At 70.5% G+C, this 18,224-nt stretch carries 16 protein-coding genes and 1 pseudogene; 9 read left to right on the top strand and 8 right to left on the bottom strand.

Going from position 1 to position 18,224, the window contains the following annotated elements; all coding sequences use genetic code 11:
* Positions 1 to 98 precede the first annotated feature (98 nt).
* Positions 99 to 758: a CoA transferase subunit B gene (locus ACFYX0_RS38180; RefSeq protein WP_388977978.1), complete on the bottom strand. Its 660-nt coding sequence runs from the start codon at positions 756 to 758 to the stop codon at positions 99 to 101.
* 2 nt (positions 759 to 760) lie between these two features.
* A complete protein-coding gene (locus tag ACFYX0_RS38175) occupies positions 761 to 1,561 on the bottom strand; it encodes a CoA transferase subunit A (RefSeq protein ID WP_388977976.1) in 801 nt (266 codons plus the stop codon).
* Positions 1,562 to 1,859: 298 nt separating this feature from the next.
* Here ACFYX0_RS38175 and ACFYX0_RS38170 point away from each other — a divergent pair, with 298 nt between their 5' ends.
* Genes ACFYX0_RS38170 through ACFYX0_RS38145 form a run of 6 tightly spaced genes read left to right on the top strand, consistent with a single transcriptional unit; the run spans position 1,860 to position 7,697 of the window.
* Positions 1,860 to 3,095 carry a substrate-binding domain-containing protein gene (locus ACFYX0_RS38170; RefSeq protein WP_388977973.1) on the top strand — a complete coding sequence of 412 codons (1,236 nt, stop codon included), beginning with the start codon at positions 1,860 to 1,862 and terminating at the stop codon, positions 3,093 to 3,095.
* 4 nt (positions 3,096 to 3,099) lie between these two features.
* Complete coding sequence (locus ACFYX0_RS38165; RefSeq protein WP_388977970.1) at positions 3,100 to 3,912, top strand: ABC transporter ATP-binding protein; 813 nt, start codon at positions 3,100 to 3,102, stop codon at positions 3,910 to 3,912.
* Entirely contained in the window at positions 3,909 to 4,715 is an 807-nt protein-coding gene (locus ACFYX0_RS38160; RefSeq protein ID WP_388977967.1) for an ABC transporter ATP-binding protein, read from the top strand. Before ACFYX0_RS38165 ends, ACFYX0_RS38160 begins: the two co-directional genes overlap by 4 nt.
* Positions 4,715 to 5,602, top strand: a complete 888-nt coding sequence (locus ACFYX0_RS38155) for a branched-chain amino acid ABC transporter permease (RefSeq protein WP_388977965.1) — start codon at positions 4,715 to 4,717, stop codon at positions 5,600 to 5,602. Before ACFYX0_RS38160 ends, ACFYX0_RS38155 begins: the two co-directional genes overlap by 1 nt.
* Complete coding sequence (locus ACFYX0_RS38150; RefSeq protein ID WP_388977962.1) at positions 5,599 to 6,732, top strand: branched-chain amino acid ABC transporter permease; 1,134 nt, start codon at positions 5,599 to 5,601, stop codon at positions 6,730 to 6,732. The genes ACFYX0_RS38155 and ACFYX0_RS38150 overlap by 4 nt, the downstream gene beginning before the upstream one ends.
* Entirely contained in the window at positions 6,729 to 7,697 is a 969-nt protein-coding gene (locus tag ACFYX0_RS38145; protein WP_388977960.1) for an alpha/beta hydrolase, read from the top strand. The genes ACFYX0_RS38150 and ACFYX0_RS38145 overlap by 4 nt, the downstream gene beginning before the upstream one ends.
* An 82-nt stretch (positions 7,698 to 7,779) precedes the next feature.
* Here the strand turns inward: ACFYX0_RS38145 and ACFYX0_RS38140 are convergent, their stop codons facing one another.
* From ACFYX0_RS38140 to ACFYX0_RS38120, 5 genes are all read right to left on the bottom strand, one after another.
* Positions 7,780 to 9,732 carry a helix-turn-helix domain-containing protein gene (locus tag ACFYX0_RS38140; protein WP_388977958.1) on the bottom strand — a complete coding sequence of 651 codons (1,953 nt, stop codon included), beginning with the start codon at positions 9,730 to 9,732 and terminating at the stop codon, positions 7,780 to 7,782.
* A 119-nt stretch (positions 9,733 to 9,851) separates the two neighbouring features.
* The gene (locus tag ACFYX0_RS38135) at positions 9,852 to 11,249 is read right to left on the bottom strand and encodes an MFS transporter (protein ID WP_388977955.1); all 1,398 of its coding nucleotides are present in this window, start codon (positions 11,247 to 11,249) and stop codon (positions 9,852 to 9,854) included.
* A gap of 186 nt (positions 11,250 to 11,435) precedes the next feature.
* Complete coding sequence (locus ACFYX0_RS38130) at positions 11,436 to 12,260, bottom strand: 3-hydroxybutyrate dehydrogenase (RefSeq protein ID WP_388977953.1); 825 nt, start codon at positions 12,258 to 12,260, stop codon at positions 11,436 to 11,438.
* 374 nt (positions 12,261 to 12,634) lie between these two features.
* Positions 12,635 to 13,726, bottom strand: coding sequence for a SpoIIE family protein phosphatase (locus tag ACFYX0_RS38125; RefSeq protein WP_388977950.1), 1,092 nt, complete (start codon positions 13,724 to 13,726; stop codon positions 12,635 to 12,637).
* 198 nt (positions 13,727 to 13,924) lie between these two features.
* On the bottom strand, positions 13,925 to 14,239 hold the full coding sequence (locus tag ACFYX0_RS38120; protein ID WP_388977947.1) for a PAS domain-containing protein: 315 nt from the start codon (positions 14,237 to 14,239) through the stop codon (positions 13,925 to 13,927).
* Positions 14,240 to 14,885: 646 nt separating this feature from the next.
* Here ACFYX0_RS38120 and ACFYX0_RS38115 point away from each other — a divergent pair.
* Positions 14,886 to 16,484 (top strand): PHB depolymerase family esterase, encoded by a 1,599-nt coding sequence (locus tag ACFYX0_RS38115; protein WP_388977944.1) that lies wholly within the window; start codon positions 14,886 to 14,888, stop codon positions 16,482 to 16,484.
* A 424-nt stretch (positions 16,485 to 16,908) separates the two neighbouring features.
* On the opposite strand, the gene ACFYX0_RS38110 is transcribed toward ACFYX0_RS38115, so the two are convergent.
* The gene (locus tag ACFYX0_RS38110) at positions 16,909 to 17,355 is read right to left on the bottom strand and encodes a hypothetical protein (RefSeq protein WP_388977941.1); all 447 of its coding nucleotides are present in this window, start codon (positions 17,353 to 17,355) and stop codon (positions 16,909 to 16,911) included.
* 518 nt (positions 17,356 to 17,873) lie between these two features.
* On the opposite strand from ACFYX0_RS38110, the gene ACFYX0_RS38105 reads away from it, so the two are divergent.
* Together ACFYX0_RS38105 and ACFYX0_RS38100 are read left to right on the top strand one after the other, a co-directional pair.
* Positions 17,874 to 18,017, top strand: a complete 144-nt coding sequence (locus tag ACFYX0_RS38105) for a hypothetical protein (RefSeq protein WP_388977938.1) — start codon at positions 17,874 to 17,876, stop codon at positions 18,015 to 18,017.
* Positions 18,018 to 18,133: 116 nt separating this feature from the next.
* Positions 18,134 to 18,224: pseudogene (locus ACFYX0_RS38100) on the top strand (IS607 family transposase); the annotation flags it as partial.

Here is an 18,224-nt window from a genome sequence, read left to right as displayed (position 1 = left end):
GACCGTCACAACTGGACGTGGTTGCACGGCCCCGCCGCTGTGGTGAGACATCCCGTCATCCGTTGTGGGAGACCGGCTCTTGGGGGAGTCGAGGAGGTTCAGTTGGGGGTGAGCGCCGCCGAGTCCTCGTCGGCGAGGAGCCGGGCGTCGGTCGCGGCCAGGACGTCCCGGACGGTGATGCCCGGAGCGGTTTCGACCAGTCGCAGGCCCTCGGGGGTGACGTCGATGACGGCCAGGTCGGTGATGATCCGGTCCACCATACGGCGGCCCGTGGCGGGAAGGCTCAATTCCTCGACGATCTTCGGGCTGCCGTCCTTGGCGACGTGCTCCATCACGACCAGCAGTCGGCGGGCTCCGTGGACCAGGTCCATCGCGCCGCCCATGCCCTTGACCATCTTGCCGGGGATCATCCAGTTGGCCAGATCGCCTCGGGCTGAGACCTGCATGGCGCCGAGTACGGAGACGTCGATCCGGCCGGCCCGGATCATGCCGAAGGAGAGCGCCGAATCGAAGTAGGCGGTGCCCGGAACGGTGGTCACCGTCTCCTTCCCGGCGTTGATCAGGTCGGGGTGCTCCTCGCCGTCGTAGGGGTAGGGGCCGACGCCCAGGATGCCGTTCTCGGAGTGCAGCACCACGTGCACTCCGTCCGGCAGGTGGTTGGGGATCAGGGTGGGCAGGCCGATGCCGAGGTTGACGTACTGGCCGTCGCGCAGTTCCCGGGCGGCGCGGGCGGCGAGTTGGTTCCGGTCGAGCGGCATGGTCACTTCTCCTCGGAGTCGGTGCGCGATACGGCTGCGTCGGTGTCGGCGGGCGCGGGGCGGACGGTGCGGCGCTCGATGCGCTTGTCGAGCGAGGGATCGACGGCGACCACCCGGTCCACGTACACGCCCGGCAGGTGGATGGCGTCCGGCGGCACTTCGCCGGCCTCGACGATGCGTTCGGCCTCCACGACGGTCACGCGGCCTGCCATCGCGCACAGCGGGTTGAAGTTGCGCGCCGCGGCGTGAAACACACAGTTGCCGTGCCGGTCCGCGACGGCCGCACGCACCAGCCCGAAGTCGGCCGTGATGGCTTCCTCCAGCAGGTAGCGGCGGCCGTCGAACTCTCGTGTCTCCTTGGGCGGGGAGGCCATCGCGACGCCGCCGTCGGGGGTGTGGCGCCAGGGCAGGCCGCCCTCCTCGACCTGCGTCCCCACACCCGCCGGGGTGTAGAACGCGGGGATGCCGGTGCCGCCGGCCCGCAGCCGCTCGGCGAGCGTGCCCTGCGGAGTCAGTTCCACCTCCAGTTCGCCGGCCAGGTACTGGCGTGCGAACTCCTTGTTCTCACCCACGTAGGAGGATGTCATCCGGGCGATCCGGCCGGCCCGCAGCAGCAGGCCCAGCCCCCAGTCGTCCACACCGCAGTTGTTGGACACGACCCGCAGCCCGGACGCGCTCGTCTCGGCCAGCGCGGCGATCAGCGTCGACGGGATGCCGCACAGGCCGAACCCGCCGACCGCGAGTGTCGCGCCGTCGGGGATGTCCGCCACTGCCCGCGCGGGCGCGGCCATCACTTTGTCCATGCCGTTTCCTTCTCCACCAAGGTCCGTTCCGTTCGCCGGCCCGGCCTGCCCACGACGGGGCGATCAGGACCGGGTGTCTTTCACCTTTGCCTGGACCAGCGGTCACCGACCATGTGTGCCGGTGCCATGACTGGGCCTCAAAGAGCGGTGATTGGCAACATGCCGCGCGTCGTACGGCGCTCCTAGGGTTCCGGCAACCACGCACCGCGCTCCCGTCGTCGCGAACCCGGCCGCCGTTCCTGGCAAGGCCGGCGGCAACTGGCGGCGGCGGGCGACACACTGTCAGGAGCCGATCGTCATGCGTCCCAGCCTCACGGACACCTTCAGAAACAGATCTGTTCGCGCACTCACCCTGATCGCCCTCGGCGCCCTGGTCGCGGGCTGCTCCTCCGCTGGCACTGCCGGCACCGCCTCCGCCGGCTCGGACGGCAAGGCCGCTCCCGTGAAGGTGGGGCTGGTCTACTCTCGCAGCGGACTCCTGGCCGCCTACGGCAAGCAGTACGAGGAAGGTTTCAAGGCGGGCCTCGCCTATGCCACGCACGGGACGAACAAGGCCGGCGGCCACCCGATCCAGGTCACCGAACAGGACGACGCGGGGGACCCGGCGAAGGCCGTCGCCGTGGCCAAGACCCTCATCGGCAACGGCTACAAGATCCTTGCCGGCACCACCGACTCCGGTGTGGCCCTGCAGATGGCGCCGCTGGCCGCGCAGAACAAGGTGCTCTACGTCAGCGGGCCCGCCGCCGCCGACGCGGTCACCGGCGTCAACTCCTACACCTTCCGCTCGGGCCGGCAGTCCTACCAGGACATCCTCGCGGCCGGAACCCTGCTCGGCGACGCCAAGGGCAAGAAGGTCACCGTGCTCGCCCAGAACTCCGCGTTCGGACAGGCCAACGTGGCCGCGGTCAAGGCGGTCCTCGGCAAGAAGGGCGCGCACGTCGGCTCCGTGCTGGCCCCGCCGAGCGCCACCGACCTCACGCCTTTCGCCCGCCAGACCAGGGCCGGCAAGCCGGACCTGGTGTTCGTCGCCTGGGCGGGCGCCACCGCTCCCGCCCTGTGGACCGCGCTGAACCAGCAGGGCGTGCTGGATACGAGCAAGGTCGTCACCGGGCTCGCGGGCACCGCCTCCTACCCGGTCTTCGGCACGGCCGACTCCAAGGTGGCCTTCCTCGCGCACTACTTCCCTGGCGCCGGGGGCGGTAACCCCGTGGAGAAGGCCATGCTCGACGGCATCACCAAGGCCGGCGGTACCCCCGACCTGTTCAGCCCGGACGGCTTCACCGCCGCCCTGATGATCGTGCACGCGATCGAGTCCGGCAGCGTCACCGACACCTTGGCGATGGTCAAGACGCTTCAGGGCTGGAGCTTCGACGGGCCCAAGGGCAAGGAGCAGATCCGCGCCGCCGACCACGCCCTGCTGCAGCCGATGTTCACCGCCCGGCTCAAGGGCAGCGGCAGCGCCGCCCGGCCGGAGCTGATCGACAGCATCCCGATGACGGCGGTCGCACCACCGGCTGCGGGGACGGCGGGCTGAGCGGATGTCCTCCTCGAACACGACGTCACCGGCCGCCGCGGAGGCTCGGGGCGCCGCGGATGGGCGTACCTTCCCGGCGCCGGTGCTCCGGCTGCGCGACATCGGCTGGACGGTGGGCGGCGCGACCATCGTCGCCTCGGTGTCCTTCGACGTCCGCGAAGGCGAGTTCCTGGCCTTCATCGGCCCCAACGGCGCGGGCAAGACGTCCCTATTCAATCTGGTCAGCGGGCTCAGTCCGGTCTCCCGGGGCACCATCGAACTGGACGGCCGCGACATCACCGCCGAGGCTGCCTACGCCCGGGCCCGGCGTGGCCTCGGGCGGACCTTCCAGACCTCCAGCCTGTGGCCCGGTATGACGGTCGCCGACCACGTGGCGCTGGCGGCCCAGGCCGCCGGCGGAGGTTCGTACCGGGTCTGGCGACGCGCCGACACCTATCCGGAGCAGGTCGACCGGGTGCTGGCACGCACGCAGCTCGAGCACCGCGCCGACTCCTGCGCCGACGCCCTCTCGCACGGCGAGAAACGCAAGCTCGAACTCGCGGTCCTGCTCGTCGGCGAGCCCCGGCTGATGCTGCTCGACGAGCCGATGGCGGGCGTGAGCGCCGAGGAGGTGCCCGCGCTGACCGAGCTCATCCGGTCGCTGCACAAGGAGGAGGGGCGCACCGTGCTCATGGTCGAACACCACATGGACGTCCTGCTGGACCTCGCCGACCGGCTGGCCGTGATGCACCACGGCACCCTGCTCGCGCTGGACACTCCGGAAGCGGTGATGGCCGACCCCACCGTGCAGCAGGCCTACCTGGGGGAGGACCTGTGACACCCCCGGCCCCGGCATCCCTGCTCACCGTGCGCGATCTGCGAGTCGTGATCGGCGGCAGGCACATCCTGCACGGCGTCGACCTGGAGGTCGCCGCCTCGGGCACCACCGCTCTGCTGGGCCGCAACGGCGCCGGCAAGACGACCACCGTACGCGGCATCCTCGGGCTGGTCCCACGCACCGGCAGCGTGCTGCTGGCCGGCGAGGAGACCGTGCGCCTGGCCACCCACACCCTGGTGCGCAGGGGCATCGGCTACGCCCCCGAGGACCGCGGCGTGTTCGCCACCCTCTCCGTGGCCGAGAACCTGCGCCTGGCCGAGCGGCCCGGCGCCGGTGAACCAGCCTACGACCTGGTGCACGAGCTGTTCCCGGAGCTGAAGCAACGCGCCCGGCAGGCCGCCGGCACCCTCTCCGGCGGCCAGCAGCAGATGGTCGCCATCGCCCGCACCCTGCTCAACGGCAACCGGCTGATCATCGCCGACGAGCCCACCAAGGGCCTGGCACCCAGGGTGGTCACCGAGGTCGCCCAGGTGCTGGAGCGCGCCGCCGAGGCGGTACCGGTACTGCTCGTGGAGCAGAATCTCGCGATGGTGCGCCGCCTCGCCCGCCACTGCGTCGTCCTCGCCGACGGCCGCACCGCGCACCGGGGCCCGGCCGCCGACCTGCTCGCCGACGCCGAGGCGGCCCGTCGGCTGCTCGGCGTCGGCAGCGCCAGCCACGGCGGCAGCGCACAGGCGCCCGCCGGCCCGTCCGTTCACACCGCGGCACGCCCCACCGCCCGGACCATGGAGGCAGACGCCTGATGTCCACCGTCGTACTGCTCACCTGCACCGGGCTCGGCCTGGGCGCCCTGTACTTCCTGGTCGCCTCCGGCCTGTCGCTGATCTTCGGGCTGATGGACGTGCTCAACTTCGCCCACGGGGCCCTGCTGTCCGTGGGCGCCTACGGCACCTGGTGGGCCGCCTCCGGCCACCTGCCCGGTGCCGGATCCGGAGGGGCCGGGTTCGTCCTCGCCGTCGTCTTCGGCACCGCGGTGGGCACCGTCGCCGCCGTGCTGCTCGAACTCGCCGTGATCCGCCCGCTCTACACCCGCCCGCGCGAGCAGATCCTCGCGACGGTGGGTGTGGGCCTGGCCGTCCCGGCCCTGCTGTCCGCGATCTGGGGGTCCGACGCGCGGACCTTCCCCGGGCCGAAGGCACTGTCCGGCACCTTCGGCCTGCTGGGCGCAGAAGTGCCCCTCAACCGCCTGGTCTTGATCGGCGCGGCCCTGGTGGTGCTGACCGTGCTCAAGTTGTTCCTCGGCCGCACCCGGCACGGACTCGTCGTCCGCGCCGGGGTGGAAGACCGGGCGATGGTCACCGCGCTCGGCATCGACGTGCGCAAGGCCTTCACCCTGGTCTTCGCCATCGGCGGCGCGGCGGCGGCCCTCGGCGGTGCCCTCGGTGGCCTCTACTTCGGCTCCGTGGACCCCCAGCAGGGCACCTCGCTGCTCATCTTCGCCTTCGTGGTCGTGGTGACGGGCGGCATGGGCTCGCTCACCGGTGCCGCCCTGGCCTCGATCGCCGTGGGCCTCGTCCAGCAGTTCGCCAACTACTACACCACCGCCGGGCTCGGCGACCTCGCCGTCGTCGTCCTGCTCGCCGCCCTGCTGCTCGTCCGGCCGCGGGGGCTCACCGGGAGGCTCGCATGACCACCGCCACCCAGCCGCGCGGCCGGGCCCGTACGGCGGACCACCCCGTCGCCACCCGCTCCGAACGGCTGCGGCGGGCCACCCGCTGGTGGCCCGCCCTGCTGCTCGTGGTGCTCTTCACCGTGCCCTACAGCGCGCTGCCGCTGCCGGGTCTCCTGGACGGCCCCATCGGCAGCCCCGGCAACCTGCAACTGCTCGCCCTGTGCCTGCTCTTCGGTGGTCTGGCCACAGGCTACGACCTGCTCCTCGGCCGTACCGGACTGCTGTCCTTCGGGCACGCCCTCTACTTCGCCGCCGGCACCTACGTCACCAACACCGTCATGCTGGAGGCGGGCCTGCCGTTCGCCGTGTCCGCGCTGCTGGGCCTGCTCGCCGGGGTGGCGCTGTCCGCCCTGCTGGGCGCGGTCGGCCTGCGGGTCAGCGGCATCGGGTTCTCCATGGTGACCCTGGCCTTCGCGCAGGCCGGGTCGATCCTCGTGCAGCGCGACCCCGGAGGCGTCACCGGCGGTGAGGAGGGCAGGGCCGCACCCGCCGACCGGTTGCCCGCCTCACTCGTCGGCATCGAACACACCGCCAACCTGTACTGGATCGCCCTGGCCTACCTCGTGGTGGTGCTGGCCGTCGTGCAGTGGACGGTCCGCTCGCCCATCGGCCGGGTCTGGGAGGGCATCAAGGAGAACGAACGCCGCGTGGAGGTGCTGGGCCTGCGCCCGTACGGCTTCAAACTGGCCGCGTTCGTCCTGGCCGGCACCCTGGCCGCGCTCGGCGGCATCGTGTACCTGCTGCTGACCGGCGGCGCCACCCCGCAGACGACCACCTCCGACTTCACCCTGTCGCTGCTGGTGATGGTGGTGCTGGGCGGTTCGGGCACCCGGTGGGGCCCCCTGGTCGGCGGCATCGTCTACACCTGGGCCGACCACCGGCTCGGCGACCTGGCCGGTTCGGGCGCGGTCGCCGGCCTGCCCTCCCTGCTGCGGGTGCCGCTCTCGCAGCCGCTGTTCCTGCTCGGCGCCCTGTTCGTCGCAGTGATATACCTGCTGCCCGGCGGCGTGGCGCGGCTGCCGGCCCGGCTGCGTGCCGCCCGTACGTCCCGCGCCGCAGACGACCGCGAGGAGGTCCTCCCGGCATGAGCAACAATGCGCAGAACGACGCGACGGCCCGTCAGGACGCGGCCGCACCAGCGCGCGAGGAACTTCGGGTGCCGGTGCCCGGCGGTGAGCTGGCCGTGTCGCGCTGGCCGGCCGACACCCCGGGCGCGCCGGTGGTACTGGCGCTGCACGGCATCACGGCCAACGGGCTGAGCTGGGCGCACGTCGCCCACCACCTGGCCCGCCGGGTCACCCTGGTGGCCCCCGACCTGCGCGGCCGGGGCCGCAGCGGACACCTGCCCGGTCCGTACGGCATCGCGGCTCACGCCGACGACATGGCCGCCGTGGTCGACGCGCTGGGCGTGGGCCGGGTGGTGCTGGCCGGCCACTCCATGGGGGCCTTCGCCGCGGCCGTGACCGCGGTGCGCCACACGCACCTGCCGGCGGCCCTGGTGCTGGTGGACGGCGGTGTGGGCTTCCCCGTTCCGGCCGGCCTGGACCCTGACGAGCTGATCACCTCGGTGATCGGCCCGGCCATGCGGCGGCTGTCGATGACGTTCTGCGACCGGGACGCCTACCGCGCGTTCTGGCAGGAGCATCCGGCCTTCGCCGCCTCTTGGTCGCCGTGGGTGGACGCCTACATCCAGCGCGATCTCGTGGGGGAGGAGCCCGAACTGCGCTCCTGCTGCAGTCTGGAGGCGGTCCGCACCGACGGCGTCGACCAGTTGCGCGAGGAGGTGTCGTGTGCGGTGCACCGACTGCCCCTCCCGGCAGTGCTGCTGTGGGCGGAACGCGGTCTGATGGACGAGCCGCAGGGCCTGTACGACGAGCAGCGGCTCGCCTCGGCTGGCCTCAACCCCCATCTGGTGCGCACACGGCTCGTACCCGGCACCAACCACTACACGATCATCATCGGGGACGAGGGCGCCCGGGTCGTGGCACAGCATCTGCTGGCCGCGGCCGGCGTGACGGAAACCGCGGGGCCGGGTGGCACGCCGTCACGGTGACCGCGGCGGCTCCCGTCCTCTCATAACCGGAGGGTGCCGCGGGTCCCTGCCGGGGCCGTTCTCGCGCACACCCGCTCGGGCGTCAGGTGCCCGACAGCAAGTGCAGACGCAGGGCGAGCTGGAGTTCCAGGGCCTGCTCGGGGGTGTTCCAGACGGGGCCGAGAAGCGCCTGGATGCGGTCCAGGCGCTGCACGACGGTGTTCACATGCACGTGCAGCTCCTCCTTCGTCCGGGTCAGGCTTCCGCCGCAGTCGAAGTAGGCGCGCAGTGTGCGGACCAGTTGGGTGCCGCGCTGGGCGTCGTACTCCAGCAGCGGTCCCAGGGCGGCGGTGACGAAACCGTCCACGTCGTGCCTGTCACCCAGCAGCACGCCGAGGAAGCCGAGGTCGGTGACGCTCGCCCCGTGCCCGTCGCGGCCGAGTACGTGCAGGGCGCGCAGGCAGCGCACCCCCTCGGCATGCGCGTCGGCGATGGCCCGTGGCCCGGCAGCCGGCCCGGTGCCGGCCACCGTGATCGGTGCGCCGACCAGTTGGCCGAGTTGCGTGGCTGCGATGTGGGCCGCCTCACCCGGTCCGGTGCCGTCGCACGGAAGCAGCAGCACGACGGCGCCCTCGTGTTCCGCGCTGGCCCCGCCGCACCCGAACAGGTACTGCACGGCGGCGTCGGCGAGCCGTTCCCGGCCCGCGTCGCCGGATTGGGCGACGAGCAGGATGTGGGGCCGGTCGAGGTCGAAGCCGAGGCGGCGGCCGCGGGCCACCAGGCCGACCGGGTCGCGCTCGGGCGCGGTGAGCACATCGTTGATCAGGTCGCCGCGAACGCGGTTCTCGGTCTCGGCGACCGAACGCCTCAGCAGGAGCAGCAGGGAGGTGACGACGCTGCTCCGCTCGAACAGGCGCCGGTCGGGGCTGTCGAGATCCGGGCGCCCGTGCAGGACCAGGCAGCCCAGCAGTTCCTGCCCGGCCAGCACCGCGCAGACCCAGCGCCCGTCACGGAACACCGCGTGGGCGGCCGCGCGTGAGCTTTTCGCCGCCTCAACCAGCGCCGCCGCCTCCGCTGCGCCCCCGCTGTCCTCCGTGCCCCTGGTGAACGCGCCGGTGTGTTCGCCGACCGCGGTGAGCGGCCATCCGGAGCCGTCGTGGACGGCGACGTCCCCCTTCAGCAGCGCGGCCACGGCGGCGGCCACGTCCGTCACGTCGCCGCCGCGCAGCACCAGATCGGTGAGCCGGTCGTGGGCCTCCTCGGCGCGCTGCATGGCGGCGGCGTTCTCCCGGATCACGGCGTTGGCCTCGGCCAGTTCGGCCAGCGCGATGCGGGCGTCTGCCATGGCCTTGGCGGTGTCGATGGCGATGGCAGCGTGGTCGGCCAGCGAGCACAGCAGGGCGACCTCGTCGGGAGAGAAGGTGCGTGGCGTGCGGTCCGCGGCGAAGAGCGCGCCGATGACCTGACCGCCGCTTCCCGACCCCAGCAGCAGCGGCACGCCGAGGATCGCGACCAGCCCCTCGTCCAGGACTCCGGCGTCGATGCTGCCGGTGTGCACGAAGCGGTCGTCGGTGCGGTAGTCCGGGGAGGCGTAGGGTCGGGCGGTCTGCGCGACCAGACCGCCCAGGCCCTCACCCAGCTGCAGGCGCAGGTTCTGGAACAGTTCCGACACCGAGCCGTCGGTGACTCGCATGTAGGTGTCCCGCGCCTCCTCGTCGGGCAGCGTGAGGTAGGCCGTGTCGGTGCCCAGGAGCATCCTGGCCCGCCGGACGATGGAGCGCAGCACGGCGTCGAGGTCGCGCAGGGCTGCCAGGTCGCCGGCGGTGTCGAAGAGCGCGGTCAGCTCCGCCTCCCGGCGCCTGTGCTGCCGGAGTGTGCTCTGTACGCGCAGCGCGGCTTCAGTGGCCTGCTCGACCTCCGCGAGATCCTGGGCGGCGATACCACTGCGCTGTGCCTCGACGGCGACGGCACTGAGCTCCTCGGCGGGGGCGCCCGCGGCGAGGAGTTCCAGCAGCCGGCGCAGATGAGGGGTGAGGGAGGTGGGCTTGTGCGACATGAGGGGGCAACCGTTGCGATCGGTGGACGGTGGAATCAGTGAACGGCCGTGGAGGGTCGGGGTCCTCCCCCACCGGGGGGCGGGACCCTGACCCTCGGGCCGGGGATGGTGCCGGGCCGTCAGGCGGGTGTGGCGGCCTGCTGGTCCGGGGCGGGCTGCGCCGCCGAGCCGTCCGGCTCGATCGCGGCCAGGTCCCTGCCACGCGTCTCGCGGGCGGCGATGACCGCGATCACGGTGATCACGGCGGCCAGGCCGACGTACACCGAGATCGGGGCAGCGTTGCCGTAGGAGCTGAGCAGCGCGGTGGCGATCAGCGGGGCCGGGGCGCCGGCCGCCACCGAGGAGAGCTGGGCACCGATGGAGGCGCCGGTGTAGCGCATCCGGGTGGCGAACAGCTCGGAGAAGAACGCCGCCTGAGGGGCATACATGGCGCTGTGGAAGACCAGGCCGACGGTGATGGCGAGCACGAGCGCGGGGAAGGACCTGGTGTCCAGCAGGGCGAAGAAGGCCCAGGACCACAGGCCCACGCCGACCGCGCCCACCAGGTACACCGGCTTGCGGCCGATCCGGTCGGAGAGAGCGCCGAACAGCGGGATCAGGCAGAACTGCACGGCCGAGCCGATCAGCACGGCGTTCAGCGACGTCTGCTTGTCGATCTTCAGGTGCTCGACGCAGTAGGTGAGGACGAAGGCGGTGATCACGTAGTACGAGATGTTCTCCGCCATCCGGGCGCCCATCGCGACCAGGACGTCGCGCCAGTGGTGGCGCACGACCGCGACGAACGGCAGCTGCTCGGCCTTCTGCTCCGCTTTGCGCCGCTCGGCCTTCGCGAGCGCCTCCTTGAACAGCGGGGACTCGTCGACGGACAGCCGGATCCACAGACCGATCATGACCAGCACGGCGGAGAGCAGGAAGGGCACACGCCATCCCCAGGAGTTGAACGCGTCGTCGCTGAGCACGGTGGTCATCAGGGAGAGCACTCCGACGGCGATCAGGTTGCCGGCCGGTGCGCCGCCCTGCGGCCAGGACGCCCAGAAGCCGCGCCGTTTCGGATCACCGTGTTCGGACACCAGCAGTACGGCGCCGCCCCACTCGCCGCCGAGGGCGAATCCCTGGATCAGGCGCAGGGTGGTCAGCAGCAGGGGAGCGGCCACACCGATCGTGTCGTAGCCGGGGACACAGCCGATCAGGGCGGTGGAGAGCCCCATCATCAGCAGGCTGATGACCAGGAGCTTCTTGCGGCCGAGGCGGTCGCCGTAGTGGCCGAAGACCACGGCGCCGATCGGGCGGGCGGCGAAGCCGATGGCGTAGGTAAGGAAGGACAGCAGGGTGCCGGTCAGCGGGTCCGACTCGGGGAAGAACACGTGGCCGAAGACCAGGGCGGCGGCGGAGCCGTAGAGGAAGTAGTCGTACCACTCGATGGTGGTGCCGATCAGGCTGGCCGCGACGATCTTGCGCAGACCTTGTGGTCTTCCGGAGGTGCCTGGGTCGTTCACGGCGGTGTGAGCGCTGGGCATGGTTGTCACCGTTTTCCGAGTGAGAGGGGAGCAGAAACCGCCGGGCCCGCTCGACGCTGGGGGACGAAAGGAGCGGGTCTGGGGGAGTTTTGTCGGTGGGGTGCGCCGCAGGGGAAGCGGCGCGTGGGTGCTGTTCCGGCCGGCCCTGGCCGGCCGGAACAGTCTTGGGCCTGCCGTGACGTGCTGTCAGTGAGCCGTCCAGCCGCCGTCCACTGGGATCGAGCTGCCGGTGATGTAGCTGCTGCCCTCGGTGCACAGCCACAGGGCCGCCTCGGCGACCTCGGCCGGTTCGATCAGGCGCTTGATCGCGGTGCGCTCCAGGAACACTTGGTCCATCACGTCCGCCGCCGAGATGCCATGGGCGCGCGCCTGGTTGGCGATCTGCTCCTCGACCAGCGGTGTGCGGACATAGCCGGGGTTGATGCAGTTGCTGGTCACACCGTGCGCGGCGCCCTCCAGGGCGACCACCTTGCTCAAACCTTCCAGCGCGTGCTTCGCGGCGACGTACGCAGCCTTGTAGGGGCTGGCCCGAAGACCGTGCACCGAGGAGATGTTGACGACCCTGCCCCAGCCTTGCGCGTACATGTGAGGCAGGGTGCGGCGCAGGATGCGGAACGGCGCCTCTACCATGACCCGCTGGATCAGCGCGAAGCGCTCCGGGGGGAACTCGTGCACGGGGGCGACGTGCTGCAGACCCGCGTTGTTGACCACGATGTCGGCGTCGTCCGGCAGCGCGTCCACGGCGTCGGCCTCGGAGAGGTCGGCCACGACGGCGATGCCACCGATCGCCTCCGCCACATCCTTGGCGGCCTCGGCGGCCCGGTCCACCACGTAGACCTCGGCACCGGCCGCGGCAAAGCCCTCGGCGCAGGCCCGGCCGATCCCACTCGCCGCACCGGTGACCACAACCTTGCGGCCGGTAAGGAATCGGGTCGAAGCCAGACCGGATGCGATGGTGCCACCCGGCCCGGGATGGGGTGAGCCCTCGTCGGAGCTCTTGGTACTGTCCATGGCCGAACACGGTAGGTAGGAACCATGAGGTGAGACACGTGGGTCGTCGACATATTTTCAAAGCATGAGATGGGTGCTGCCACCATGGGCCCTGCGGTCTCTCACTCACACGGTCGGCGAGTGTACGCGGGCGGCGCCCTCGGCACGGTCGTCGTGTATCTGGCGGCCGTCGCTCTCGCCGGCAGGAGGAGAGATTGCCGAGTCCGCGCCACCGCCGCTGCTGGCATGCATGGTGGAGTCCGTCTGCGCGGCCGGAAGATCGGCCGCGCATGCTTCGACTACACCAGCCGCTGACGAGCCCTCCTCGCACCTGCGGGTCCACAATCCAACGTGGCGTCGTCGCCGTTCCCCAGGATCCGTCGTGACGGAGGAGCTCAGGGGCCGGCCAGCTCGACCCAAATAATCTTGCCTGTGGGCGTGTAGCGGGTGCCCCAGGCTTCTGCCAGTTGCGCGACCATGAACAGTCCTCGGCCGCCTTCGTCGTGACTGCTCGCCTGGCGCATGTGAGGGGAAGTACTGGAGGCATCCGAGACCTCGCAGATGAGCGGGTGTTCTCGGATCAGTCGCAGTCGGATGGGACCGCGGCCGTAGCGGATGGCGTTGGTCACCAGCTCGCTGATGACCAACTCGGCCAGCGGCGCGTATTCTGCCAGGCCCCAGACGGTGAGCTGGCCGGAGGCCAGCCGTCGTGCCCGGGCGTCGACTTCCGGGATCGCCGGCAGGTCCCACGTGGCGACACGGCCAGGGCCAAGGCTCCGGGCCCGGGTCAGGACGAGGATGGCATCGTCCGCCGGGGGCTGACCGCCGAGGGCCGCCTCTACGGCGGCTTGGCACAGGTTGTCCCGCTGCTGCTCTGGCCCGTTCAAGGCATGCAGCACGTGCATGAGGCTGTCCGGGTCCTGTTGAAGGCCCCGGAAGAGACCATTGGTGTACAGGGCCAGAAGGCTGCCGTCGGGCAGGCTCGTCTGCGTCATGTCGAACGGCAGACCCCCCAGGCCCAGTGGCGGGCCGACGGACACAGGCAGAAGCCCGGCCGCTTCTCCGGGACGCACGACGATGGGTGCCGGATGGCCGGCGCTGGCTGCGCAGCACTGCCCGGTGACAGGGTCGTAGATGGCGTACAGACAGGTGGAGCCGACCGAGCCGGACTCGCGGCCGGCGGCCGGTTCTCGGACAGTGGCCTGGCGCACGCGAGCGTCGATGTGCGCCAGCACCTCTTCCGGAGTGAAGTCCAGAGCGGCCAGTGTGCGCATGGCAGTGCGCAGTCGTCCGGCGCGAGCGACGGCTTGGATGCCCTGACCCGTTACGTCGCCGACGATCAGGCCGACGCGGGCACCGGAGAGCTGGAGGATGTCGAACCAGTCGCCGCCCACGCCCGCATTGGTGCAGGCGGGCAGGTAGCGGTGCGCGGTCTCCAGCGAGCAACGCGACGGCACGGCGCCCTGCAACAACAGGGAGTGCTGCAAGGTAAGCGTGGCGTGATGCTCGCGGGTGTAGCGGCGGGCGTTGTCGATGTGGTGGCCTCTTCCAGCAGGGCCAGCCGCTCACGGCTTCCCGGTGCCGGCCGTGGCTCAGGCTGGAGATGGCGGTAGCCACTCCCACCGTCCGGCCGCGCGTGTCGATCAGACGGAAAGCCGACAGGGAGCAGACTTCCTCGTGCTCGCCTATGACGTGACCAGACGTACGGTGCTCTCCACGGGTCTGCCCGTCTCCAGGACCGTGCGCAAGAGCTCGGTCAAACAGGCGGCGTCCCGGGTGGGGAAGAATTCACCGATCGACTTACCCAGCACCTCATCAGCCTGGGTCTCGCAGAGACGTTCGAGTCTTGCGTTGACCCGCAGAACCCGAAGCGCGCCGTCGCAGACGGCCAAACCCACGGGTGCCTGGGCGAAGAGATGGTTCAGGTCCACGGTGTCGCAGAACGCTTCGGCGGGCGGGCCGCCAGCAAGACCCCCTGCGGTGGGATCCGTAGGTGCCATCACCCGCGCCTTCCCGGATAAACCGTATGGCCCCGCCACCGGTCGCCAGCAAGACAGGCCTCCGCTCATCATGCCCGGGCACGCCCAGATCTGCAGAACCGACAGGCGCCGAAGACACCGAGGCGACTGATACTGGTCCGCTCCGACGCGGGAGAGCACGATCCACCAGGCCGTCACCGCCACCGGCGCTTGCTGCCCCCGCTGCGCAGGACCGCCCTGGCACGCCCCTCCTCACAGCCACCGTCGGTCAACCCCATCAACGTCTGGTGGCTCGGGCAACACGCGCTCCCGCCCGGACGTCACAGCAGACCACAGGCTCGCGCGCAGCGCCATGTCGACTTCCAATACGGCGCCGCGATGAAGACTGGGTTTCGCGCACATGTCGCAGCCTGTGTCGCCGGTCGCATCCTTCGCGGCAGGTTTCGGCCAGCGGCGCAAGGCAGGAGGGGGCGACGCCAACGGTTCGACGCCGGGAAACCGAAACACCCAGACAGGAGTACGCGCGATGACGGTCTCGGCAAGCAAACGAACCATCCGGCCATGCTCCCTTAGGCGCTGGGCCGCGCTCCTGACGGGGGTGCTTTTGCTGCTCGGCGGCCTGGTCCCCACCGCGGCGCCGGCGTCCGCTGCCTCTGGTCTTAGCCAGGTGGCCAATTTCGGTTCCAACCCGGGCAGCCTGAACATGTACAGCTACCTGCCCTCGAGCCTGCCCAGCAACGCACCCCTGGTTGTCGCCCTGCACGGCTGCACACAGAGCGCGAACGACTACTACACCAACTCCGGCTGGTCCAAGTACGCCGACCTGTACCACTTCGCGCTGGTCTTCCCCGAGCAGCCCTCCACCACCAGTCCCATCATGAACTGCTTCGACTGGGGCACCCCTTCCGATGACGGCCGCGGTAAGGGAGAGGCCTTGTCGATCTATCAGATGGTCCAGTACGCGGAGACGAACTACCACGTCAACCCGAACCGGATCTACATCACCGGCTTGTCGGCGGGTGCCGGGATGACCGCCGACATGCTCGCCGACTACCCGGACGTCTTCGCCGCCGGCTCGATCGACTCCGGCCCGGCCGCCCAGTGCTCCACCTCGGGCATTACCAACACCAACTGCACCTCGGGCACGACCAGCAACACGGTTGCGCAGTGGGGCAGCCTGATCAAGAACTCCGACTCCGGCTACACCGGCCCCTGGCCGCGCGTGGCCATCTGGCAGGGCAGCTCCGACACCACCGTCAACCCCGCCGAACTCACCTACAACATGGACGGCTGGACCAACGTCTGGGGCATCGGCCAGACCCCGTCCAGCACCAAGTCCCTGCCCGGCAGCACCACCGAGAACATCTACGACGACGCCAATGGCAACCCGGCCGTCGAGACCTACTCGATCTCCGGTATGGGTCACGGACTGGCCGTCAACCCTGGCTCCGCCACCAACCAGTGCGGCAGCACCGGCACGTACTACCTCAACTACATCTGCTCCAGCTACTACACCGCCCAGTTCTTCGGCCTCGACGCCACCGGCCCCGCTGCCCCCACCGGCCTGGCCGTCACCGCCACCACCGACAACTCCGCCTCCCTGAGCTGGAACGCCGTCTCCGGTGCGGCCGGCTACGACATCTACCGCAACGGCACCCTGGTCAACACCTCGGCCGTCACCGCCACCACCTACACCGACACAGGGCTGACTGCCGGCACCGCCTACAGCTACACCGTCGCCGCCGTCGACAGCAGCGACAACATCGGCACCCAGTCCGCCGCCGTCAGCGCCACCACCACCGGCACCAACCCGGGACTTCCGGCACCGACCGGCCTCACCGTCGGCACGGTGACCAGCAGCTCGATCGCACTGAGCTGGAACGCCGTCTCCGGCGCAGCGGGCTACAACGTCTACCGCAACGGAACCCAGGTGAATTCCTCCGCGACCAGCAAAACCAGCTACACCGACACCGCACTGAGCACGGGTACGAGCTACAGCTACACCGTCGCCGCCGTGGACAGCAGCGGCAAGGTGGGTGCCCAGTCCGCTGCCGTGACCGGTACCACCAGCAGCTACACCCCGACCTGCTACACCGACAACAACTACAACCAGGTCTCCGCGGGCCGCGCCCACCAGACCCTGGGCGAGGTCTACGCCAACGGCTCCAACCAGGACATGGGGCTGTACAACACCTACGCGACGAACACCCTGGAGGAGACCTCACCGGGCTACTACGTCATCGCCAACAGCGGATGCCCATCATGACAGTCCTCCCACCGCACCAGTGACAGATGGTGTGCCGAGACCCGCGGCGCCCGGCCTTGGCACGCCCGCTTCTCCGGCTCGAGGCCTTCGTACGCAACCGGTTCAAGCGCTTTCAGCACCGGCCGAACACCCTCGACGGCTTCATAGCGGGCACTGCCCTGGCCCTCGAGAGCGTGTCTGAAAGACCGCAAGTCCGTGATGTGAGCTCTTCCTTCGGCCGAAGGAAGAGCTGGAGGAGGCACCGTTGGCATCCCCGTGTCCCAAGCGCGGGATGCCGTCACCGAAAGGTGTTACCGGCTCCTTCGTGGACCGCGGAGGCACGCTCGGTTTCGGCTGATGCGAGCGGGGCCGGTGAAGATCTCTCTTCCTGGCCCCGCTGCCCGTCCGAACGCCGCTGCGACCCAGCGCTGGACCCCCGTCACCGTCAGCTGACCTGAACGGTGACCGGCGAGGAGTGGAACGTGCCGGACTTGGTCGCCACCCGCACCTGCTCGGTGCCCTTCTTGGTGAACGTCCGCTTGATCGTGTAGGTGCCGTTCTTGTTGACGGCCGCCGTGGTCCTCAGCGTGGTCCACTTGCCGTTGTGCAGGTGCTGGAGCACCAGCGTGGAACCGGCCTTGATGCCCCTGACCCGGCCGGTGAACACCACGGCGTTGCCCACCTTGACGGCCTTGCGGTTGGCCGAGACGGTGATCGAGCCCATGGCGGTCGGCGTCCGCGACGGCTTCACGCTCGGCGTGCCGGTGATAATGGGCTTGGGGGGCGGCGTCCCGGTCGCGGCGACGGCTCCGGCCGTACCGGTCGACAGCATGGCGGCGGACAGGGCACCGGCGGCGAGCGCACGGGCGCTTCGGCTTTGGGTGGAGCTCATTGATGGGTCTCCTGCTTTCGTCGGAGTCCCCCCTGGCGGCGGGTCGGCTCCTCGGGGCGGCTCGCCGCATCCAGGCTGGCCCGTGGGCGGCTGAGCGGCATGTCGAAGCGGGCGCGTGAGCCGTTGCAACGTCCATCGGTTTCGGCAATGCCGCAGGCTGAACGGGCGTCTCCCGACGATCCCCCTACCTGCACGTTGTCACCAGATCGGGTGAATGTCATCACGGTACGTGATGGCGGGTGTCGCCGGGATTGGCATGCCGAGGGCGGAAAGCTGCTGAGCCCGCTGGGGGAGACCTTGCTGCTGACCGCGGCCTGTCCTGCCCCGCTAGCGTCGGCGTCCCCGACCGCATCCGGTCGATTCCGGGTGCGGTCCCGATGAGGCCGCCCCTCCCGGCACGCCGGCCTGTGCCGCCGTGGATTCGACCTCCTCTACCGGCACCGCATCCTCCTACCCTGACGGACACCCGGCGTCACCACCGACTGCGGGCCAGAGCCGTTACAGTGAACCGGTTCGGCGTGTACAGCACACATGAACTCGGCATCCAGCCGGAAGCGTACGACCCGAAGCTGGACGTGGACTTCACCCCGCTGCGCGAGCAGGACCGGGCCGCGGCCGGCTCAGCACGGCCGCCTGAAACAGCAGGACGCCGCAGCCGCTGAACGCCCGAACCGGTGAGCCGGCCGCGCGGCGCGCCTGGGCCGAGGGTCAGAACCTGCTCTCGGGTAAGTGTCCATGAGTGTTTTTTAGATGTCATGAGTGTTGTACGATCTCGTGCATGAACCTGACGGAATGGGCACGTGCGCAGGGAATTGCCCCGCGTACCGCGTATCGATGGTTCCGTGAGGGCACATTGCCGGTACCTGCGG

Origin of the sequence: Streptomyces sp. NPDC002573 (assembly GCF_042889625.1) — a bacterium.
In the GTDB taxonomy this organism is placed as follows: Bacteria; Actinomycetota; Actinomycetes; order Streptomycetales; family Streptomycetaceae; genus Streptomyces; species Streptomyces gibsoniae.
The sequence above is the reverse complement of the archived record's forward strand: the minus strand, read 5'-3'. Positions and strand labels throughout refer to the sequence as shown.

What these genes read in the sequence shown, in the direction of transcription:
- ACFYX0_RS38155 (WP_388977965.1), top strand. Translation starts at nt 4,715, where the DNA reads ATGTCCACCGTCGTACTGCTCACCTGCACCGGGCTCGGCCTGGGCGCC.
- ACFYX0_RS38120 (WP_388977947.1), bottom strand. Translation starts at nt 14,239, where the DNA reads ATGGCACCTACGGATCCCACCGCAGGGGGTCTTGCTGGCGGCCCGCCC.
- ACFYX0_RS38175 (WP_388977976.1), bottom strand. Translation starts at nt 1,561, where the DNA reads ATGGACAAAGTGATGGCCGCGCCCGCGCGGGCAGTGGCGGACATCCCC.
- ACFYX0_RS38180 (WP_388977978.1), bottom strand. Translation starts at nt 758, where the DNA reads ATGCCGCTCGACCGGAACCAACTCGCCGCCCGCGCCGCCCGGGAACTG.
- ACFYX0_RS38110 (WP_388977941.1), bottom strand. Translation starts at nt 17,355, where the DNA reads ATGAGCTCCACCCAAAGCCGAAGCGCCCGTGCGCTCGCCGCCGGTGCC.
- ACFYX0_RS38145 (WP_388977960.1), top strand. Translation starts at nt 6,729, where the DNA reads ATGAGCAACAATGCGCAGAACGACGCGACGGCCCGTCAGGACGCGGCC.
- ACFYX0_RS38135 (WP_388977955.1), bottom strand. Translation starts at nt 11,249, where the DNA reads ATGCCCAGCGCTCACACCGCCGTGAACGACCCAGGCACCTCCGGAAGA.
- ACFYX0_RS38140 (WP_388977958.1), bottom strand. Translation starts at nt 9,732, where the DNA reads ATGTCGCACAAGCCCACCTCCCTCACCCCTCATCTGCGCCGGCTGCTG.
- ACFYX0_RS38170 (WP_388977973.1), top strand. Translation starts at nt 1,860, where the DNA reads ATGCGTCCCAGCCTCACGGACACCTTCAGAAACAGATCTGTTCGCGCA.
- ACFYX0_RS38150 (WP_388977962.1), top strand. Translation starts at nt 5,599, where the DNA reads ATGACCACCGCCACCCAGCCGCGCGGCCGGGCCCGTACGGCGGACCAC.
- ACFYX0_RS38130 (WP_388977953.1), bottom strand. Translation starts at nt 12,260, where the DNA reads ATGGACAGTACCAAGAGCTCCGACGAGGGCTCACCCCATCCCGGGCCG.
- ACFYX0_RS38165 (WP_388977970.1), top strand. Translation starts at nt 3,100, where the DNA reads ATGTCCTCCTCGAACACGACGTCACCGGCCGCCGCGGAGGCTCGGGGC.